The following is a 16,148-nucleotide window of genomic DNA, read 5'->3' on the forward strand; positions in this document are numbered from 1 at the left end:
CGCGTCGAGCGCCTGAAGGCCCTGTGGGCCGATGGGCTCAGCGCCTCCCAGGTCGCCAAGCAGCTCGGCGGCGTCACCCGCAACGCCGTGATCGGCAAGATCCATCGGCTGGGCCTGGCCGGCCGCGCCGCCGGCGGCCGCATCGCCCGCCCTCGTCCGGCGTCTTCGCCGCGTCCTCGGCGCCCCGCCGCGCCCAGGGCCGCGCCCCGCGCACCGATGATCGCCGCGCCGGTCGCCGCCCCCGCCCCGGAGGGGCCAGGGCTGATCGCCTCGATGTCCGATCTCTGCGGCCACGTCTGCAAATGGCCGATCGGCGATCCGAAGGCGGCCGACTTCAGCTTCTGCGGGCGGCCTATGGACGGCGCCGGCCCTTACTGCGCCGGCCACGGAGTGGCGGCGTTCCGGCCGGGCAAGCGCGCGCTGTTGGCCAAGGATCCCGTCATCCGGCGCGTGCTCGCCGGCCTGGCGGCGTGAGGGGGGCGACCATGAGAACCTTCGATGTCGTGGCCGCCCAGGATGTCCCGACCTATGGGACGTTCACCGTGCAGGCCGAAGATCCCGCCGCGGCCCTGGCGGCCGCCACCGCCCGGCTCGAGGCGGACGCGAGCCTCCTCAGCGACGCGCAGCCCGACGGCGCCTACGGCCTGCGGATCGTGGCCCTGCAGGAGGACGACCAGGACCTGCTGTTCGCCGATGTCGGCCTCGATCCCGAAGCGCCGCTGGGGCCCGGAGCTGCCGTTCGCGGCGCCTTGATGGAGACCACCTCGATGCTGGCCCAGCTCGTGGTCTCGCTCGGCGAGGCCGGGGAGCACCCCGACGAGTTGGACCGGCTGGCGGCCAACCTGCGGCTGCTCGGCGAGGGCGACGCCGTCGCCATGGATCTGGCCGCCGCCCGCCACGCGACGCCGCCCGAGGCCTGGGCGGAACAGGTGATGGTCTGGAGCTTTGAGCAGCCGCCGGCGCCGGGGGATGGAACATGACCCCGAGCCCCTCCGATCGGATCACCCTCGCGGAGAATGTCGCCCTTCTCCGCTGCAGCCACGGCCGCGTCGCGGCGCTGGCCTTCGGACCCGCCGGGGTCTGGCTGGAGCGCGATCGGCGCGACGGCCATGTCGTCAGCGCCTGGGCCCCGCCGTTGCTGAATCTGTGGCGCGGCGAGGCCGTCATCGACGGGGGCGGGATATGATCCCCGCAGAGATGCGCAGCCGGCGCCGGGAGGTGCGTAATCCGGTGCTCGCCCTGCCGGCCATGGCCGCGTTGCGCCAGCTCGATCCGGCGGCGTCGGCGGCGCTGGCGGCGGTCCTGGGCGACCTCGCCGCCGACGCGCGGCGCCGGGCGCAGATCAGCTGGGCCCAGAACAAGGGCGTGATGGCGGCCTACTGGAAGGCGGTGGGCGCCTACGCCACCCACATCCGCCGCGCCCTGCGCTCGTAGACCTCGGTCCCGCGCAGCGCCATGCGACCCGCCGGCGGAAACCGGCGGGTCTTTGCGCGCGGGCCGACGGCCGCGCCCGGTCGGGAGGAGAAAGGCAGGGCGGCGCGGAGTGGGGGATCGGTCCCTCAAGGAGACTTCCATGCAGCTCGATCTTCCCTTCGTCGCCCTGCGCTGGCGCGATCGGCGCCAATCCTACCGCCCGCAACGCGAACCGCTGGACCCGAGGCGGTACGGCGTGGTCCGGCTGAGCGGCGCCGCCGAGGCCCGCGGCTTCATCGTCCGACACCACTATTCCGGCTCCTACCCCGTGGCGATCGCCGCCTACGGCCTGATGGAGGCGCGCCGCAATCGCGCCGCCGAGCTGGTCGGGGTGGCGGTATTCAGCGTGCCGGTGCAGCCCCGCGCCGCCGACGCCTATGGCGCGGCCGGCGCGCGCTCCTGCGACCTCGGCCGGTTCCTGCTGCTCGACCACGTCCCGGGCAACGCCGAGACCTGGTTCCTGCGCCGGGCCCTGGCGGGCCTTGGCCAGGACAAGACCGGCGATGACGGCCGCCCGCTCTATTCGGTCTGCTTGGCCTATTCCGATCCGGTTCCGCGCGTTGACCGGGCCGGCCAGGTGACCTTTGCGGGCCATTACGGCGGCATCTATGCCGCCGCCTCGGCCCTCTATCTCGGCCGCGCGACCGCCCGCACCCTGTGGCTGGCCGACGACGCCACGGTGATCAGCTCGCGGGCGCTGATGAAGCTCAAGCACGGCGACACCGGCGCTCGCTACGCCTACGAGACCTTGCGCCGCCATGGCGCACCGCCGCTGACGCCCGGAGAATCCGGCGGGGCCTACATCGAGCGGGCGTTGCGCGAGGGCCCGTTCCGTCGCCTGCGCCATCGCGGCAACCACGTCTACGCCTTCCCCTGCGGATCGACGAGCACCCGCCGCGCCGTGCGGACGCGGATGGGGACCGCCCTGCCCTACCCGATCCGGACCGACGCCCCGCGGCCGTGACCCGAGCGGCTGGAGGTTGAAGGGAGGGCGGCGCCGGGCGAGCCGGGCGCAGGCAGGGGCCTTCGCCGGCGCAATCCGGAGATGGCCCATGGTTCCGCTTTCCGACCGCCCGCCCGTGCTCGCCGCCTGGGGCGCAGGCGTCGACTCGACCGCCATGCTGGTCGAACTGGTGGAGCGTGGCGAACCCGTCGACCAGGTGCTGTTCGCAGACGTGGGCGCCGAGAAGCGCGAGACCCTGGCCTTCGTGCCGGTGTTCCGCGGCTGGCTCGCCGAACGCGGCGTGCCGTCGGCGATCGTCCGCTATGCGCCGAAGAACTTCAAGAACTGGCCGGCCTACCGGACCCTGACCGAGAACCTGCTGACCAACGGCACCCTGCCCGGCATCGCCTTCGGCCGGGGCACCTGTTCGCAGAAGTGGAAGGCCGCCCCGCAGCACGCCTGGGCCCGCACCTGGCCGCCGGCCATCGCCGCCTGGGCGGCGGGCCGGCGTGTCGTCAAACTGATCGGCTACGACGCCAGCCCGGCCGACGACCGGCGCTACCGCGCCGTCCAGAGCCTTGACGACCCGCTCTATGAGCACCGCTACCCGTTGCGGGAATGGGGCTGGCGCCGCGACGACTGCGAACGGCGCATCGCCGCGGCGGGCCTGCCGGTCCCGCCGAAGAGCGCCTGCTTCTACTGCACGGCGGCGCGGCCGGCGGAGATCCGCGGCCTACCCCGCGCGCAACTGCGTCAGATCGTCCTGATCGAGGCCCGGGCCAAGCCGCGCCTGCGAAACGTGGAAGGGCTCTGGCGCCAGACGGTCAAGGGCGCGCGCGGCGCGACCCCGCGTCCCGGGTCGATGACCGCGTTCATCCGGCAGGAGGGCCTGCTCGATCCGGCGGAGATCGAGGCGATCGCCGCCCTGGCCCCGCGCAGCCTGCTGCGCTGGCAGGCCGCGGTTGCGCAAAGCGAGGGCGCGCGCCCGGAGATGGCCCGCTGGATGACGGTGTTCGACGCCTTCGCCGGCGATCCTGGCGACATGGACTCTGCGCCAAGCCTCTACGCCGGCCTGGAGCGGCGGTCGTGATCGCGCCGGACCTCGGCGGCTACGACCGCATCCTGGTCGCCTTCAGCGGCGGCAAGGACTCGCTGGCCTGCCTCCTGCACCTGCTGGAGGCGGGCGTCCCGGCCTCGCGCATCGAGCTGCATCACCATGATGTCGATGGCGACCAGCCCTTCATCGACTGGCCCTGCACCCTCGCCTACTGCCGCGCCCTCGCCGCCTATTTCGGCGTGCCGCTCTATCGGTCCTGGCGGGTCGGCGGCTTCCTCGGCGAGATGGATCGGCAGGGGGATCCGACCGGCCGGGTCCTCTTCGAGTTGCCGGACGGCGGCCTCGGCCATGCCGGCGGCGCGGGGCCGCCCGGCTGGCGCGGGCGCTTTCCCCAGGTCAGCGCCGACCTGCGGGTGAGGTGGTGCTCGAGTGTGCTGAAGATCGAGATCCTCGCCGCCGCGATCCGCGGCCAGGCGCGGTTCCTGGAGGGCCGCACCCTGGTGGTGACCGGCGAGCGGGCCGAGGAAAGCCCCGGGCGGGCCCGCTACGCGACCTTCGAGGCGCATCGCACCGCCACCGGCGGCGGGCGCTCGCCGCCGCGGCGCGTGGATCATTGGCGACCGATCCACGGCTGGCCGCAAGCCGAGGTCTGGCGGATCGTCGAACGCTTCGCGGTGGCGCCGCATCCCGCCTACCAGTTGGGCTGGGGCCGGCTCAGTTGCCGCGCCTGCATCTTCGGCTCGCCCAACCAGTGGGCGACGATCCGCGCGGTCTTCCCCGCGCAGTTCGACCGCATCGCCGCGCGCGAGAAGGCCTCGGGCTCCACCATCCAGCGGCGCGCCAGCGTGGCCGCCCTGGCCGACCGGGGTAGGCCCTACCCTGCCGCTCTGGCGCGACCCGATCTGGTCGCCCAGGCCGAGGCGGCGGACTGGCGCCTGCCGGCGATCAGCCGGCCCTGGAGCCTGCCGCCGGGGGCGTTCGGCGAGGCCGCGGGTCCGGTCTGAGCCGCGGGGAAAGGCCGGAGGAAGGGCCGATCGGGGCGCAACCGAACCCGGAGGCTCCCATGGCCGACTACTACACCAAGCTCAGTTTCGAGCTCGACTGCACAGAGGCGGAGGCGGACCGCTTGATCGCCGCCTTCGCCGTGGCCGGCGGTGAGGCGGCCATGCCCGCCGATCTCGCATCGCACTTTCCCGCGACCGATCCCGGCGACCCGCTGTCCGGGATCGCCGCCTTCTATGACGGTGCGGAGACGTTTGACGTCGGCGCCTGCATCGACCGCCGCCCCGGCGGCGTGTGGATCCATGGCGACGGCGATCCGCAGGTCATCGCCATCGCCGAGTTCATCCGGCGTCTCGCGCCTTCGGCGCTGCCGACCGGCTTCACCTGGGCCAACGACTGCTCGCGCAGCCGCCCCGGCGGATTCGGCGGCGGCTATGCGCTGATCACCCACGATGCCTACGAGGTCTTCGACGTCATGGCGCTCCTCGGGGATGCACTGGAGGCCGCCCGTGGGTAATCGCGTCAGCGCCAGTATCGTCATTGGCGGCCAGGCGCCCGCCGAGCTGGTCGACGCCCTGTGCCAGGCGATCGAGGACGAACGGCTCGGACCAGACTGGGGCGACAGCTTCGAGACCCGTGACGAGCTCGTCGCCTATCTGCGGGCCGGGATCGACGGCGTCGATCTCTACGGGACCGAGGTGAACGCCGGCGAGTTCGAAACCCTCCAGGCCTTCTGCGTCGAACACGGCCTGGCCTATCGGCTGACCTATGACGGCTATGGCGGCGAGTGGGGTCCGGCCACGCGGCTTCACCATGCCGACGGAACCGAGGAGACCTGCAGCCTCGATCGCGACGGCGGCGACGCCTGCGTCTGCCGCGACGATCTGGCGAGGCTGGGATTCGCCAGCATCAGGGAGCTGCGGGCCTATCTCGAGCGGTTCGACTGCTTCCGGCCCGGACCGCTGGTGATCGCCGAAGCCGCGTCGGCGTCGGACTAAGGCGATGCGTTTCTTCGTCGGCGTGCATCGCCCGCGCATGGGATGGCCGCTCAGCCTGCGCGGTCATCCCGTCTGCATTTCCGCCAATGTCCTGGCCGGTCGGGCGGGAAACGTCGCCTTCGTCGGCCAGAGTGAAGGCTGGATGCTCGATTCCGGAGCCTTCACCCAGATCGCCCTGCGAGGCCGGTTCGACCAGTCGCCGCAGGACTATGCCGCCCTGGTGCGCCAGTTTGGCGATTGGCACGGCTCGGGCCTGGAAGTCGCCGTCTCCCAGGACTGGATGTGTGAGCCCGATGTGATCGCAGCGACCGGTCTGTCGGTGCGCGAGCATCAGCAGCTGACCCTCGACCGCTTCGACGCCATCGCCGCGGCGGGGACGGGACGCATCCCGCTGATGGCGGTCCTGCAGGGCTGGCGCGCGGACGACTATCGCCGCCACCTCGACGCCTATGGCGACCGTCTGGACAAGGGCGCCTGGGTCGGGGTCGGCTCCGTCTGCAAGCGGCAAGGCAATCCCCGGGCCATAGGCGTCATCCTGGAGACGATCCTGCGGACCCGGCCGGATCTGCGGTTGCACGGCTTTGGGGTGAAGCTCACCGCCCTGCAAAGCCCGGCCGTCCGCTCCATGCTCTATTCCGCGGATTCCATGGCCTGGTCCTACGCCGCCCGCCGGAGCGGGCGCGACCAGAACGACTGGATGGAGGCCTATCTGTTCGCCGAGCGGATCGCCGGCCGCAGCCGGCCCATGGCCGGCGGAGCACAGCCCTCCCTGTTCTGACCGCGCGTTGGATCGCGAGCTGGCGAACCGGCGCGGTCGCGTCGGGAGGCCGCGAGAGCGTCTAGGTGGTGGCAGGGCCGACCAGGCCGGACGGGTCCGGCCGCAAGCATGCGCGGCGCAGCCCTTCGGGCGGACATCAGATCCCTTTGGCTCCTGTGACCTCGCCACCGTCCGGCGCGCCCCACAAGGGACGCTGCGCTCAAAGCCCTTGTGGGGGCCGCCGGGCCGTCGGCGCGGGGCGGTCACGAGCCGACGGGCTCCGACACCCACTCCAGACAGGGACTTCACCCCATGCAGCTTCACGCCCTTCCCCCCACTTCCGACCATCTGACGCCCTTCGAAGCCCAGGCGCTCGTTCTCGAGGACCCGCGGCCCTACCCGCCCGAGGACGCCCTCCACCAACTCGGCCAGGGGCTGATGAATGAGGTGCTCGATGTGATCTGCGACACCGCCCTCGAGGACGTCCAGGCGATCATCACCGAGACCCTGATCGGCGCCTTCCATTCAGCCGCCCAGCGCATCGAGCGCGATGCGGACAAGGCCCGGGACACGCTGAACGACTTGATCCGCGACTTCGACGGTTCGGAGATCCTCGACGTCGAGATACAGGACGCCACCCGCAGAGCCCGCGCCGCCGATGTCGCCAGCTTGGCGATGGAGATCGTCCGAGACGCCGCCGCGGCGAGCTACACCACGGCCACAGGCGAAGTCTGGAGCCCCTGGAAGGGCACGGTGCGCGCATCCCGGACGACTGCGGCCCAGATCGAGGCGCGCGATGCGATCCGCGCCAGCAAGGCCCGCAAGCACGCCGCCGTCAGCCCGGGCGCCACCATCGTCGCCTTCAGGGCAGCGCCGCAGGCGGACACGGCCGATGACGCCAACCGCATATTCGACGCCCTGAACTGGGCGCTGTCGCAATGGCCGGACATGGCGTTGGCCACCACAGGCGCCAAGGGCGGTGAGAAGATCGCCATCAAGTGGGCCAAGCAGAAGTCGGTGACGCTCGTCCTGGCCAAGGCCGATTTCGACAAGAACGGACGGGCGGCCCCTTTCCGGGCCAATGACGAACTGATCGCGCTGGAGCCGGTGTGCGTGCTGACCCTCGTCAACACCCTGAACCCAGAGCGTGGAACGGCGCTGCAGCCGTTCGGTCCGGCGCTCAACCTCGGTCAGAAGGCGGCGGAACGCGGCATCCGTCACCAGCCGGTCAAGACGCGGGGCTGATCCGCGTGGCGTGGCGGCTTCGGTCGCCACGCCTTTCTGCGTCAGCTTTTCGCGGGCGCGGCGATGACGAAGGCCAAGCCTGCAGAGTCGGCCGGCGCGGAGAGCGCGGCCGGCTTGGGTTCGACGTTGGAGGCCTCATGGGCGTCGGCGGCGGTCAGCCCCGCCGTCGTCAGGACGGCCGTGACGGCGATCAACGCCAGACAGATCCCCGCCCTCGTCGCCATGCGGCTGAAGCTGCGGTGCTCATCAGGGTCATGGGGCTCTCCAGCTTGGCCTTCAGAGCCTGAGATGGCGGTTCTGTTCCAGCGCACGTCGGTGAGCCGGCGGCCTGGATCTCGGCGGACGTCCGAGCGGATGCCCGTTCCTTCCGGCATTGCGTGTGGACGTCGAAGGATGTGGTGACCGCGAGCGGTCGCATGCGTCGAAGCGTCTCCCAGATGGGAGCTGCCGGAGCGGAGCTCGTCCGCGATCCAGTTCGCGACCCTAGGGCGGGGGCGGTCATGAGCCAAGGCGACCTCGCCGGTGGCGAGGCGTCGCCGACGGACCCTCACGGCCTTCGCTGCGCTGCAGGCCGGTTTCCATCGGCGCCGACCTTGGCCCCTGCCCTTTCCCCGCCCTTGCCGGGCGCGAGATCGCGGGAACGAGCCCGCCGATCCGGCAGCAAAGCGGGAGACGACAATGACGACGATGGCGATGGCGCAAGCGGTTTTCCAACATGCCCACGACTTCTACGACACTGGCAGCTGGTATGTGGTCGCCGAGTGCTGGGACGTCCTGGCGATCGCAGAGGAACTCGACCGCCACGAAGAACGCACCGCCACCGCTTTCGAGCTGGAGGCGGCCGCCATCGCCCACTTCCATGCCCTGTTGCACAGAGGGCAGACCACGCGGCACTAAGCCAGGGGCGCGGCGCCGTTGGGCGCCGCCCCGATTGGCATGCGGAACAGATCTCGAACGATCGTCTAGGGCTTGGGGTCGCGGCGCCGATGAATTTGCCCCGACGCCGCTGGTCGTCATCGGCTCGCGCTGCGCGCCGCCGCACGCTGGTCGTGCTCGAACGCCTCGGCGAATTGTTCCAGCTCGGCCGTGTTCATGCCAAGGCCTCGGCCCACGGCGCGCCATCGCGACACGGCGCGCTCGACCTCTCCGAGGATCTCGCGCGCCCTGGCCGGCGAAATCCGGAAATACGGCAGGACGGACATCAGGGCTTCGATCGTCGCCTCGGGGCCGGCCTCCTCGGAAACCCAGGTCTTGAGCTCCCGGGCCCGCTCGGGAAACGGATTGACGTCGAACGCCGGGGCGAGCCGCCATTGGCCCCGGTCGACGTGCAGGAGGCCATGGTTGCGCAGGTGGTCATCGACGTTGGTGATCAGGATCGAGAAGGCGATCCGTCGCCAAAGCTCTTCGGTGTCGGCTTGCGGCGACGCGCCGTTGGCCCGCAGCGCATCGACGATCTCGGTGTAGGCGTGCTCGCCGGCCTCGGCCTCGACGCCCAGCATGGTCGCGGCGGAGACATACATCAGCCGTCCGCCGCCGTCGGGGCGGTCGAAGCGGCGGATCAGCGCGACCCAGGCGCCGTCGCTCTCGACCAGGCTGCCATGCGCGGCGTCGATGCCCGCGGCGGCGGCCAGCCGCAGCGCCAGGATCTCACCCTTGGTGACGGCTCGGTCGTCGGCCACGCTCGGGAACTTGCCGATCGACAGCCGCCCTTCGCCGTCGACGATGGTGCATTTGGGGCGCAGACCGCCCAGCGACGTGCCTCGGCCCCTGAGGAAGCGGAGGTCGTCGGCCGTCTCGCTGTTGGTCTCCACCGCGCGTGAGGCGGTCAACAGCTGGCTGAGTTCGATCAGCGGCGGCGCGGTGCGTCGGCCGTCCTCACTGGCGCGCTGGAAGACGCCGTCTTCGTCGCGAAAGCGCAGCGCCCCCACCCGGCTGACATCATCGACCGCGAGCAGGAAGTCGAGCCCGTTCAGCGCGGCCGCGTCGCCGCCCTCCCCTGCCCGACGCGCCTCCTGTCGCCGCTTGGCGTGGTCGCGCAAGATCACGCGCCGCGCCCAGCCATCCGGTTCGGTGTCGGCTATGGCGCCGTGGAAGACCGATCCATGGCGACCCTTGCGGTGAAATTGCGGGCCTGCGACCAGCAGCAGGCCGGGCTCGATCGCAAAGCGGTCCTCGGCGGCCAACCACTCGGCGTCGTATTCGAAGGCGGCGTTCTCCCGCGCCCCCTGGGCGTCGTAGCGTAGCGTTCCGAGACTACGTCCGTTGTCGCCCAGGGCGACGGCGATGGTCCGCTTCATAGGGGCTTCGGCGCCTTCTTCGGGCGCACGCGCTTGGGCAAGCGGTCGACGTCGAGCAGCAGGCCGACGTCGTCGCGACGAGGATCGACGATGTCTCCGACCGCCTCGCCGAAGCCCAGGACGTATAGCGCCATGGCGTAGATCCCCATCGAAACCGACGGATCGCCCTTCTCCACCTTCAGGTAGGTGGTCTTGGCCGCGCCGACGCGCTCCGCCATCATCACCGCCGTCAGGTTGCGCTTGCGCCGCGCGGTGGCGATGTCGCTCCCGAGCTTGGTGAGCGACCGCCGCACGGGCGGCGGGAGGGATTCCAAGGCTGACGACTGCATCATAGGTCTCATAGAATGGCCAGAAAGATCAACACTGGCGCATATATACGACCTTAAAGGCCAAAGCGTCTATCCCGCGCACCGCGCTGTTTGGCGAGTGGCCAGGCGCTGCAGGGTTTGGGCGGATGGCGCGTCACGCCAAGCCTTCAAAGCCGGGGTTGAGGACCGCTGCGGGCAGGATTACTCGCCACCCTGGCGCCAGACGGCCGGCGCCCGCGCCGGCGCCCAAGGCATAGCGGTTCTGTTTGGGCGCCAGGGCCTGCAGGCGCCCCAAGGCGTCAGCAGACACACCGAGCTGATCGCGGCGGCTCTCCAGCCACCAGCCCGCAGCGCCGGCCGCCGTGGCGTTGCGCAAGGCCGCGAGGCGGTTGATGAGCCGATCGGGGTCGAGCCGGCCGATCAGGTCGAGCGAGCTGATCAGTTCGTCGGTTCCGCCGGCGAGATCAGGCCGGTCGAACAGGTCCGCGACAGTGCATTCGAGAGTCGTCACCGGCACCGACTGGCCGAGGCGATCGACCGTGGTCAGGTCGGCGTCGCCAAACGGCGCGGGCGCCTTGATGAACCGGCAGGCGAACCCTTCTGCGGCCAGCACCGCGGGCTGGCCCGGCGCCACGACCTGCAGGTCGAAGCTCTCCGAATAGGCATAGCCCTGGAGTTCGAGCGCGGCGTGGTAGGCGATGACGCCGCCCGGGCGCAGCCGGGAGGCCGCGAGGAAGCGATCGACCGACCAGGTCTCGGCGTTGGCGTGCTTGGGCACGGAGGCGAACACGCCGCGCGCGATGCGGCGGATGTTGCCGGCCTTCAGGTGTTGGGCCAGCATACTGCTCACCACCTTGTCGCTCGGCGCCCGGCCGATCGCGCGCGCATAGTCGGCGCGGTCAAAGACCGGAGCGGCGCTAAAGAACGGAGCTGAGCGCTGCCGTGGCATGGAGGCTTCTAGTTCGCCAAACGTGAAGAAAGATATATATAACCTGTAACTTTCTTCCGCCACGGGGAACTAAGCGGGCTCAGCCGGACGGTTGCAGCCAGAACCGCCCAAGAAGCTCAGTCAAGGCGCGTTCGGCGTCCGCCCGGCTTCCGCCCGCCTGCAGCAGAAGGGTGACCTGGACCTCCTTCTTGCCCCTGGGCTCGACGCGAAGCAGCGGCTGTCCGGTCGGCGACGAGATGACCTCGGCCGACGCCTTGCCCGACCTCTGGGCCGATCCTGACTTCTTGGGGGCGTTGGCCGCCGCCACGAGGCGCCGAATGACGTCCTGCGGCTTGAGGGGAGCCCCCTCCCCTTTCGTCTTGGCGATGGCGGTTGCCTCAGCCAGCACCCGCCGCTCGCGGTCGTCCGGCTTCAGCAGCGGCTTCAGTTGGGTGACGTGCTTGATCTTCAACTCGTGCGGATCTTCGAACGCCGCCACGACGTCGCCGGGCAACCGGGCCAGGTCGAGATAACGGCTAAGCCAGGCTTCCGACACCTTCAGCCGCTCGGCCATGTCCTTCTGTCGCCCGCCGTAGTGACGCCCGAGGGCCTTCAGGTAGTCCCGCGCCCGCTCGATGTCGCTCAGGTCTTCGCGAGCCCGGTTCTCCAAATCGGAGATCCGGAACGCCTCCTCGTCGGTGAGGTCGCGGACCTCCACCAGAAAGCGGAAATCGGTGTAGTTGTGTGCGCGCAGCCAAGTCACCGTCCAATGCCGGCGCGCGCCACAGATCACTTCAAAGTCGATGTCGGCCGCGCCGCGCACCCGGCGGACGATCGCCGGGACCTCCTGACGGCCCTGAGCCTTGAAGCTTTCGATCAGATCCGCGCAGCGTGTCTCGTCCAGCGCGGCGTAGTCGCGATTGTGCTCGCTCCAGAGCCGGCAGCGAGCCGGATCGACCTGCTCGATCGCACGCCCCACGACCGCGCCGGAAGCCAGCTCGGCCATGCGGTTCTCGCGGCTGGCGAGGACGCCGATCGGCATGCGGGTCGGCGCCTCCGGTTGGGGCGCGGCCTCGTCGAGCGAGCCCATCAATCCGGCGGCGAAGGAACGGTTCTTGGAGCTCATGAGCGCGCCCTTTCGGCCCGAATTGCACCGGTGCAATTTCCCATTCCACGGATCATGCGTGGCCCTCCTTGCGCAGCCGCTCGACGTGGCTGGGCCACGTCTGTCGCACGTCCAGGAGGATCTCCTCGTTGACCCCGTTGAGATAGGTCAGGCACCGGTCGCGCACCGACTTGCTCGTCATCGGGCTGTTCATTTCGTAGACGGTCATCAGGCGCGCCGTGACGTTGTCGATCTCGGCCGAGTCCTTCATCGGCGTCCGGATCATGGCCAGGCCGAAGACCTGGCGCATCAGCGCGAGCAGCTCCTTCTGCATCGACTTGTTCTCGTCGACCTTGGAGGCGACGATCCGCACGAAACTGAGGTCGGGCGCCATGTCGCGCGACGCCAGGGTGTTGAGCGTCTCGTCGAGCATGGTGAGGAAGGCGGCGGTCGAGGAGAAGTCCATCACCGTCGGCGGCACCGGGATCACCAGGGCATTCGCCGCCCGCAGCACGGACAGCGAGATCGCGCCCAGCGCCGGCGGCGGGTCGAGGATGATCACGTCGAACCGATCGGCGATCGAGGCGATGCCCTGGGCCAGTCGGTCGAGCAACCGGCCGCCCCCGCGCGCCATCCGCGCGGCCAGTTCATATTCGGATTGGAACAGGTGCAGGTTGGCCGGGATCAGCTTTAGCCCATCGAAATGCGTGTCGAGCAGCGCGTAGTCGAGCGAGCGCATGTCGTCTTCGCGCAGGAACGGATAGAGCGTCTGGTCTTCGGTCAGGTCGAGGTCCGGCACGTAGCCGAACAGGGTCGTGCTGGAGGCCTGACTGTCGCAGTCGATTAGCGCGACCCGGTAGCCTTGGATGGCCATGTATTGGGCCAGGTGGACCGACAGAGTGGACTTGCCGACCCCGCCCTTGAAGTTCTGAACGGCGATGACCGCGCAGGGGTCTTCGGGCTTACGCCAAGGCCGCGTGCCGAACACCCCGCGCATGTCGTTGACCTGAGCCAGGGTGTAGCCGACCCGGCGGTTGGTCTCGGTGCGCGGCGGCTCGGGCAGGCGGCCATCCTTTTCCGCATCGCGGATCGCCGCCGGCGTGCGGCCGACCAGTTCGGCCGCCTCGCTGATCGAGAAGAGCGGCTCGCGGCGCTCGCCAGACCGCGCCGCGCGCGCGCTGTCCCGGAGGTTCTCGACCACGGCGGAGGCCCGGCGCGCCAACTGCGAGACCGGACCGGCGAGCGAGGGGGCGGCGGCTTCGGCGATGTTCGACATGGGACCTCACAGCCTCCGGGCAAGTTTCGAAAAACCGGCCCCAACCGCCCAAAAAGCGAAAGTAGGACCGCCTGGACGCTATAAGCGCATTATTAAGGGCGTGTTAACGCTATGGGAGCCAGCTAAATCCCGATTCCAGATTTTCGGCCAGACCTATCCTGTCCGATTGGGGGGATTCCTGCCCGGGCGGGGGCGCCGGCGACCCGAAATTGCACCGGTGCAATTCGCCCGACTGACCATCGCCGCGCGACCGTTCTGTCCCCCGGGTGCGTCCATGCACGAGGAAGGCCACACAGGCCGCCCCTCGACGCAGGTCGCTCGGCGAGGTTCGAGCTATCCTGACCGGCTGGGGGCGAAGGGAAGGATGGGTCCCCCGGAGCACTCGCCGGCCACGTCCTCTCCCCTGTCCGTCCGCAATCGTCGGGTCCGCCCAGCCCGATACCTACCCTACGAGCCCCAAATTGCACCGGTGCAATTTCCAGGTTTCCGCTGGACGTCGGCGCGACGGGCGCGGGCATTGGAAGCGGTGAGGTCGAGGATCGAGGTCGCCTGGAACTGTCGCTGGGACAGGATCTGACGGCCCCGCCGCAGCGAAATTGCACCGGTGCAATTTCGCCCTTCAGGGGCGGCCACGCCGGGCGGCAAACGCCTGGCAGAACCCGGTCCACGACTTCACCAGCTTCGGGCCGGAGAGGTTCGACAGGCGCGCGCCCATCTGCTCGCGATAGGCGTCGGCGATCAGGTCGCGCGCCCAGCCGCCGCCATGAATGCGCGCGATCTCGCCGAAGGGCTCGGATCCGTATTGCAAGGTCCCGGATGGAAACCGCACGGCCGAGTCGTTCGTCTTGGGGCGGCTGGTCGACCCCGGGACCGGAGCGGGGAGGGCAGGGGGCCGCGCCCGTGGCTTGACCACGTCCCCCTGGACCGTGCCGGACAGAGAACCATGATTGTTGTCATCGTCGACCGCCACCAGCTGGGCTGGCACGCTCTTGGGGTGGAAGGTGAACTCGATCTCGACAATCGTGCGGCCGCGACGGATTTCGCGCCAATCCACGGTGAAGTGGGCGAGATGGTCGATCTCGGCCTTGGCTTTCTCGAGCACCTTGCGGCGGAGTTGGGCAAAGTCCTTGTAGAGCTCCGGTGCAATTCCGAACGCCGCGCGGATGGCGGTCATGTCGCCGCGCCAGACGGATTGGCGCCGATACAGCCGGAGCGCCCCCATCTCATAGAGCCGCAGCGCGTAGCTGGAGCGGAAGCCGAGTACGGCCTGGCGGTTCAGCACCGCATAGGTCTCGGACTCGCGGATTAGCCGCCGGGCGTCAGGCGTGAACTCCCACTCGATCCAGCCGGCCTCCGAGCCCTCTTCGTCGACTTCCTCACGCGACGACTGGATCAGGGAAAAGCGCTTGGTGGCCTTGCGGCCTCGCCAGGACAAGTCGTCGACGGCGAAGAGGGTGCGGTGCAGCTCTTCGAGCATGTCGGAGATTCGCTCATTGCCCTTGTGACCGCGCCGGATGTCGGCCTTGCGCATCCGGTGCGCCACAGGCTCCCAGGCGTCCCCGCCCGCGGTCAGGATCATCAGCGCCAACAGGCGCGCCGCCGTCAGGCTGAGCGATTGGCCCTTGACGAAGCGGACCTCGACCAGGTTGCCGGGCTTGGCGAACTCGTCGCCATCGCGCGACTGCAGGGCGTGCGCCACGCGCATGGCGCGGCCCGGCGTTTCGTCGGCGCCGTCCTCAAGCTCCGCAATGTGCGCCGTATCGACCAGCCGGCGACTCCGTGCTTCCAACAGAGGCCAGCATTCCTGACCTCGAATCAATTCGCAAGTCAGGATACAACAGGTCCGGGGGGTGGCGCCCCCAAGCGGTCAGGATGACCCCGCCGGGTCAGGTCAGAGCCCCCGTCCGGTCAGGATCGATCCCCCGTCGGGTCAGGAAGACGCCCCCGAGCGGTCAGGAACAATCGCCTAACTAATTGTTTCTTCTGTACTTATGTCGCCCTGAATTAGAATCCCTAGAATCTAGAAATCCCGCTGCTGGCCGCATCGGGCGTTTTTCAAAAGTCGAGATGAAAAGACCTACGATGCCGTCGGCGCCCGGATGTTCAGAACCGCGCCCAGGAGCGCGATAGCTGTGGCGGCGGCTCTAAGCCTCATCCGCTCGCGGAAGCCCGACAGTTGCGAGGGACGTCAGCGCCGAGCGGTACGCCAACTCATCCTGTCTTCGAATCGGCCTTACCAAACCGCCCGCTCACCGCCCGCCGGGTCTCGCTCAAGAATCTCAGGGCCCTGGCTGGCCTTGTCGTCGCCGTGTAGCGCGGGGCCAGGTCCATCGGTCTTTGTGGTGCGGGTGATGGTCCGCTAGGCGCCGTGGTGGACTGTCCGGCGTCGCGGGCGGCGTCTGAGGCCGCCTGAGGCGCGGTTGGGCTTGGCGTCGGGTGAGCCGGCAGTGGCCGGTCAGCGCCGTCTCCAGCCTGTGGGGCGGGCCCGGGCGGGGTCGTCGGTCCGCGCGATCAATCACGTCAACCTAGGGCGGTCCGGGTCCGGCCAAAGTCGACCTCGCCGGCGAGGCGGCGCGGCGTGAGCCTCCGGCCTTCGCTGCGCTGCAGGCCGGTTTCCCGCCGCGCCGGACTTTGTCCGTCCCCTCCAGCCCGCCCTTGCCGGTCGCGTGATCGCGGCAGGGACCGCGAGCCGCCGGGGCTTTTCCCGACGGCAGATGGAGAAAGACGATGCTGAACAAGGTCCAACTGATCGGCTTCAC

The 16,148-nt window shown here is 69.8% G+C and carries 19 protein-coding genes; 12 read left to right on the forward strand and 7 right to left on the reverse strand.

What is annotated here, in order from left to right:
• The 11 genes from ABS78_RS23725 to ABS78_RS23775 all read left to right on the forward strand — a co-directional run.
• On the forward strand, positions 1 to 474 hold a 474-nt coding region (locus ABS78_RS23725), incomplete at its 5' end, for a GcrA family cell cycle regulator (RefSeq protein ID WP_293385667.1).
• Positions 475 to 485: 11 nt separating this feature from the next.
• Positions 486 to 980 carry a hypothetical protein gene (locus tag ABS78_RS23730; protein ID WP_293385670.1) on the forward strand — a complete coding sequence of 165 codons (495 nt, stop codon included), beginning with the start codon at positions 486 to 488 and terminating at the stop codon, positions 978 to 980.
• Positions 977 to 1,186, forward strand: coding sequence for a hypothetical protein (locus tag ABS78_RS23735; RefSeq protein WP_293385673.1), 210 nt, complete (start codon positions 977 to 979; stop codon positions 1,184 to 1,186). Before ABS78_RS23730 ends, ABS78_RS23735 begins: the two co-directional genes overlap by 4 nt.
• A complete protein-coding gene (locus ABS78_RS23740) occupies positions 1,183 to 1,434 on the forward strand; it encodes a hypothetical protein (RefSeq protein ID WP_293385676.1) in 252 nt (83 codons plus the stop codon). Before ABS78_RS23735 ends, ABS78_RS23740 begins: the two co-directional genes overlap by 4 nt.
• Positions 1,435 to 1,573: 139 nt before the next feature.
• Positions 1,574 to 2,437: a hypothetical protein gene (locus tag ABS78_RS23745; RefSeq protein WP_293385678.1), complete on the forward strand. Its 864-nt coding sequence runs from the start codon at positions 1,574 to 1,576 to the stop codon at positions 2,435 to 2,437.
• A gap of 88 nt (positions 2,438 to 2,525) precedes the next feature.
• Positions 2,526 to 3,506 carry a hypothetical protein gene (locus ABS78_RS23750; protein WP_293385680.1) on the forward strand — a complete coding sequence of 327 codons (981 nt, stop codon included), beginning with the start codon at positions 2,526 to 2,528 and terminating at the stop codon, positions 3,504 to 3,506.
• The gene (locus tag ABS78_RS23755) at positions 3,503 to 4,477 is read left to right on the forward strand and encodes a phosphoadenosine phosphosulfate reductase family protein (RefSeq protein ID WP_293385682.1); all 975 of its coding nucleotides are present in this window, start codon (positions 3,503 to 3,505) and stop codon (positions 4,475 to 4,477) included. The genes ABS78_RS23750 and ABS78_RS23755 overlap by 4 nt, the downstream gene beginning before the upstream one ends.
• Positions 4,478 to 4,536: 59 nt before the next feature.
• A complete protein-coding gene (locus tag ABS78_RS23760; RefSeq protein WP_293385684.1) occupies positions 4,537 to 4,992 on the forward strand; it encodes a hypothetical protein in 456 nt (151 codons plus the stop codon).
• On the forward strand, positions 4,985 to 5,473 hold the full coding sequence (locus ABS78_RS23765) for a hypothetical protein (protein WP_293385686.1): 489 nt from the start codon (positions 4,985 to 4,987) through the stop codon (positions 5,471 to 5,473). The genes ABS78_RS23760 and ABS78_RS23765 overlap by 8 nt, the downstream gene beginning before the upstream one ends.
• Positions 5,474 to 5,477: 4 nt before the next feature.
• Positions 5,478 to 6,251: a hypothetical protein gene (locus tag ABS78_RS23770; RefSeq protein WP_293385688.1), complete on the forward strand. Its 774-nt coding sequence runs from the start codon at positions 5,478 to 5,480 to the stop codon at positions 6,249 to 6,251.
• 291 nt (positions 6,252 to 6,542) lie between these two features.
• Positions 6,543 to 7,475, forward strand: coding sequence for a DUF2493 domain-containing protein (locus ABS78_RS23775; RefSeq protein ID WP_293385690.1), 933 nt, complete (start codon positions 6,543 to 6,545; stop codon positions 7,473 to 7,475).
• A 41-nt stretch (positions 7,476 to 7,516) separates the two neighbouring features.
• Here ABS78_RS23775 and ABS78_RS23780 read toward each other — a convergent pair whose 3' ends face one another.
• Complete coding sequence (locus tag ABS78_RS23780) at positions 7,517 to 7,669, reverse strand: hypothetical protein (RefSeq protein WP_293385692.1); 153 nt, start codon at positions 7,667 to 7,669, stop codon at positions 7,517 to 7,519.
• A gap of 484 nt (positions 7,670 to 8,153) precedes the next feature.
• Between ABS78_RS23780 and ABS78_RS23785 the strand changes: the two genes are divergently transcribed.
• Entirely contained in the window at positions 8,154 to 8,372 is a 219-nt protein-coding gene (locus tag ABS78_RS23785; RefSeq protein WP_293385694.1) for a hypothetical protein, read from the forward strand.
• Between the two features lie 116 nt (positions 8,373 to 8,488).
• Here the strand turns inward: ABS78_RS23785 and ABS78_RS23790 are convergent, their stop codons facing one another.
• The 6 genes from ABS78_RS23790 to ABS78_RS23815 form a co-directional block, all read right to left on the reverse strand.
• The gene (locus ABS78_RS23790; RefSeq protein WP_293385696.1) at positions 8,489 to 9,772 is read right to left on the reverse strand and encodes a type II toxin-antitoxin system HipA family toxin; all 1,284 of its coding nucleotides are present in this window, start codon (positions 9,770 to 9,772) and stop codon (positions 8,489 to 8,491) included.
• Positions 9,769 to 10,101 (reverse strand): hypothetical protein, encoded by a 333-nt coding sequence (locus ABS78_RS23795; RefSeq protein ID WP_293385698.1) that lies wholly within the window; start codon positions 10,099 to 10,101, stop codon positions 9,769 to 9,771. Before ABS78_RS23795 ends, ABS78_RS23790 begins: the two co-directional genes overlap by 4 nt.
• Before the next feature lie 133 nt (positions 10,102 to 10,234).
• Positions 10,235 to 11,029, reverse strand: coding sequence for a hypothetical protein (locus tag ABS78_RS23800; protein ID WP_293385700.1), 795 nt, complete (start codon positions 11,027 to 11,029; stop codon positions 10,235 to 10,237).
• A gap of 79 nt (positions 11,030 to 11,108) precedes the next feature.
• A complete protein-coding gene (locus tag ABS78_RS23805; protein ID WP_293385702.1) occupies positions 11,109 to 12,134 on the reverse strand; it encodes a ParB/RepB/Spo0J family partition protein in 1,026 nt (341 codons plus the stop codon).
• A 52-nt stretch (positions 12,135 to 12,186) separates the two neighbouring features.
• Positions 12,187 to 13,389 (reverse strand): AAA family ATPase, encoded by a 1,203-nt coding sequence (locus ABS78_RS23810; protein ID WP_293385704.1) that lies wholly within the window; start codon positions 13,387 to 13,389, stop codon positions 12,187 to 12,189.
• A gap of 619 nt (positions 13,390 to 14,008) precedes the next feature.
• Positions 14,009 to 15,094, reverse strand: a complete 1,086-nt coding sequence (locus ABS78_RS23815) for a replication initiation protein (RefSeq protein WP_293385706.1) — start codon at positions 15,092 to 15,094, stop codon at positions 14,009 to 14,011.
• Positions 15,095 to 16,148: the final 1,054 nt, after the last annotated feature.

The sequence above is a fragment of the Phenylobacterium sp. SCN 70-31 genome (assembly GCF_001724605.1).
In the GTDB taxonomy this organism is placed as follows: Bacteria; Pseudomonadota; Alphaproteobacteria; order Caulobacterales; family Caulobacteraceae; genus Phenylobacterium.

Coding starts and splice junctions, on each gene's coding strand:
- ABS78_RS23730 (WP_293385670.1), top strand. CDS start 486: ATGAGAACCTTCGATGTCGTGGCCGCCCAGGATGTCCCGACCTATGGG.
- ABS78_RS23735 (WP_293385673.1), top strand. CDS start 977: ATGACCCCGAGCCCCTCCGATCGGATCACCCTCGCGGAGAATGTCGCC.
- ABS78_RS23740 (WP_293385676.1), top strand. CDS start 1,183: ATGATCCCCGCAGAGATGCGCAGCCGGCGCCGGGAGGTGCGTAATCCG.
- ABS78_RS23745 (WP_293385678.1), top strand. CDS start 1,574: ATGCAGCTCGATCTTCCCTTCGTCGCCCTGCGCTGGCGCGATCGGCGC.
- ABS78_RS23750 (WP_293385680.1), top strand. CDS start 2,526: ATGGTTCCGCTTTCCGACCGCCCGCCCGTGCTCGCCGCCTGGGGCGCA.
- ABS78_RS23760 (WP_293385684.1), top strand. CDS start 4,537: ATGGCCGACTACTACACCAAGCTCAGTTTCGAGCTCGACTGCACAGAG.
- ABS78_RS23770 (WP_293385688.1), top strand. CDS start 5,478: ATGCGTTTCTTCGTCGGCGTGCATCGCCCGCGCATGGGATGGCCGCTC.
- ABS78_RS23775 (WP_293385690.1), top strand. CDS start 6,543: ATGCAGCTTCACGCCCTTCCCCCCACTTCCGACCATCTGACGCCCTTC.
- ABS78_RS23785 (WP_293385694.1), top strand. CDS start 8,154: ATGACGACGATGGCGATGGCGCAAGCGGTTTTCCAACATGCCCACGAC.
- ABS78_RS23790 (WP_293385696.1), bottom strand. CDS start 9,772: ATGAAGCGGACCATCGCCGTCGCCCTGGGCGACAACGGACGTAGTCTC.
- ABS78_RS23795 (WP_293385698.1), bottom strand. CDS start 10,101: ATGCAGTCGTCAGCCTTGGAATCCCTCCCGCCGCCCGTGCGGCGGTCG.
- ABS78_RS23800 (WP_293385700.1), bottom strand. CDS start 11,029: ATGCCACGGCAGCGCTCAGCTCCGTTCTTTAGCGCCGCTCCGGTCTTT.
- ABS78_RS23805 (WP_293385702.1), bottom strand. CDS start 12,134: ATGAGCTCCAAGAACCGTTCCTTCGCCGCCGGATTGATGGGCTCGCTC.
- ABS78_RS23810 (WP_293385704.1), bottom strand. CDS start 13,389: ATGTCGAACATCGCCGAAGCCGCCGCCCCCTCGCTCGCCGGTCCGGTC.
- ABS78_RS23815 (WP_293385706.1), bottom strand. CDS start 15,094: ATGCGCGTGGCGCACGCCCTGCAGTCGCGCGATGGCGACGAGTTCGCC.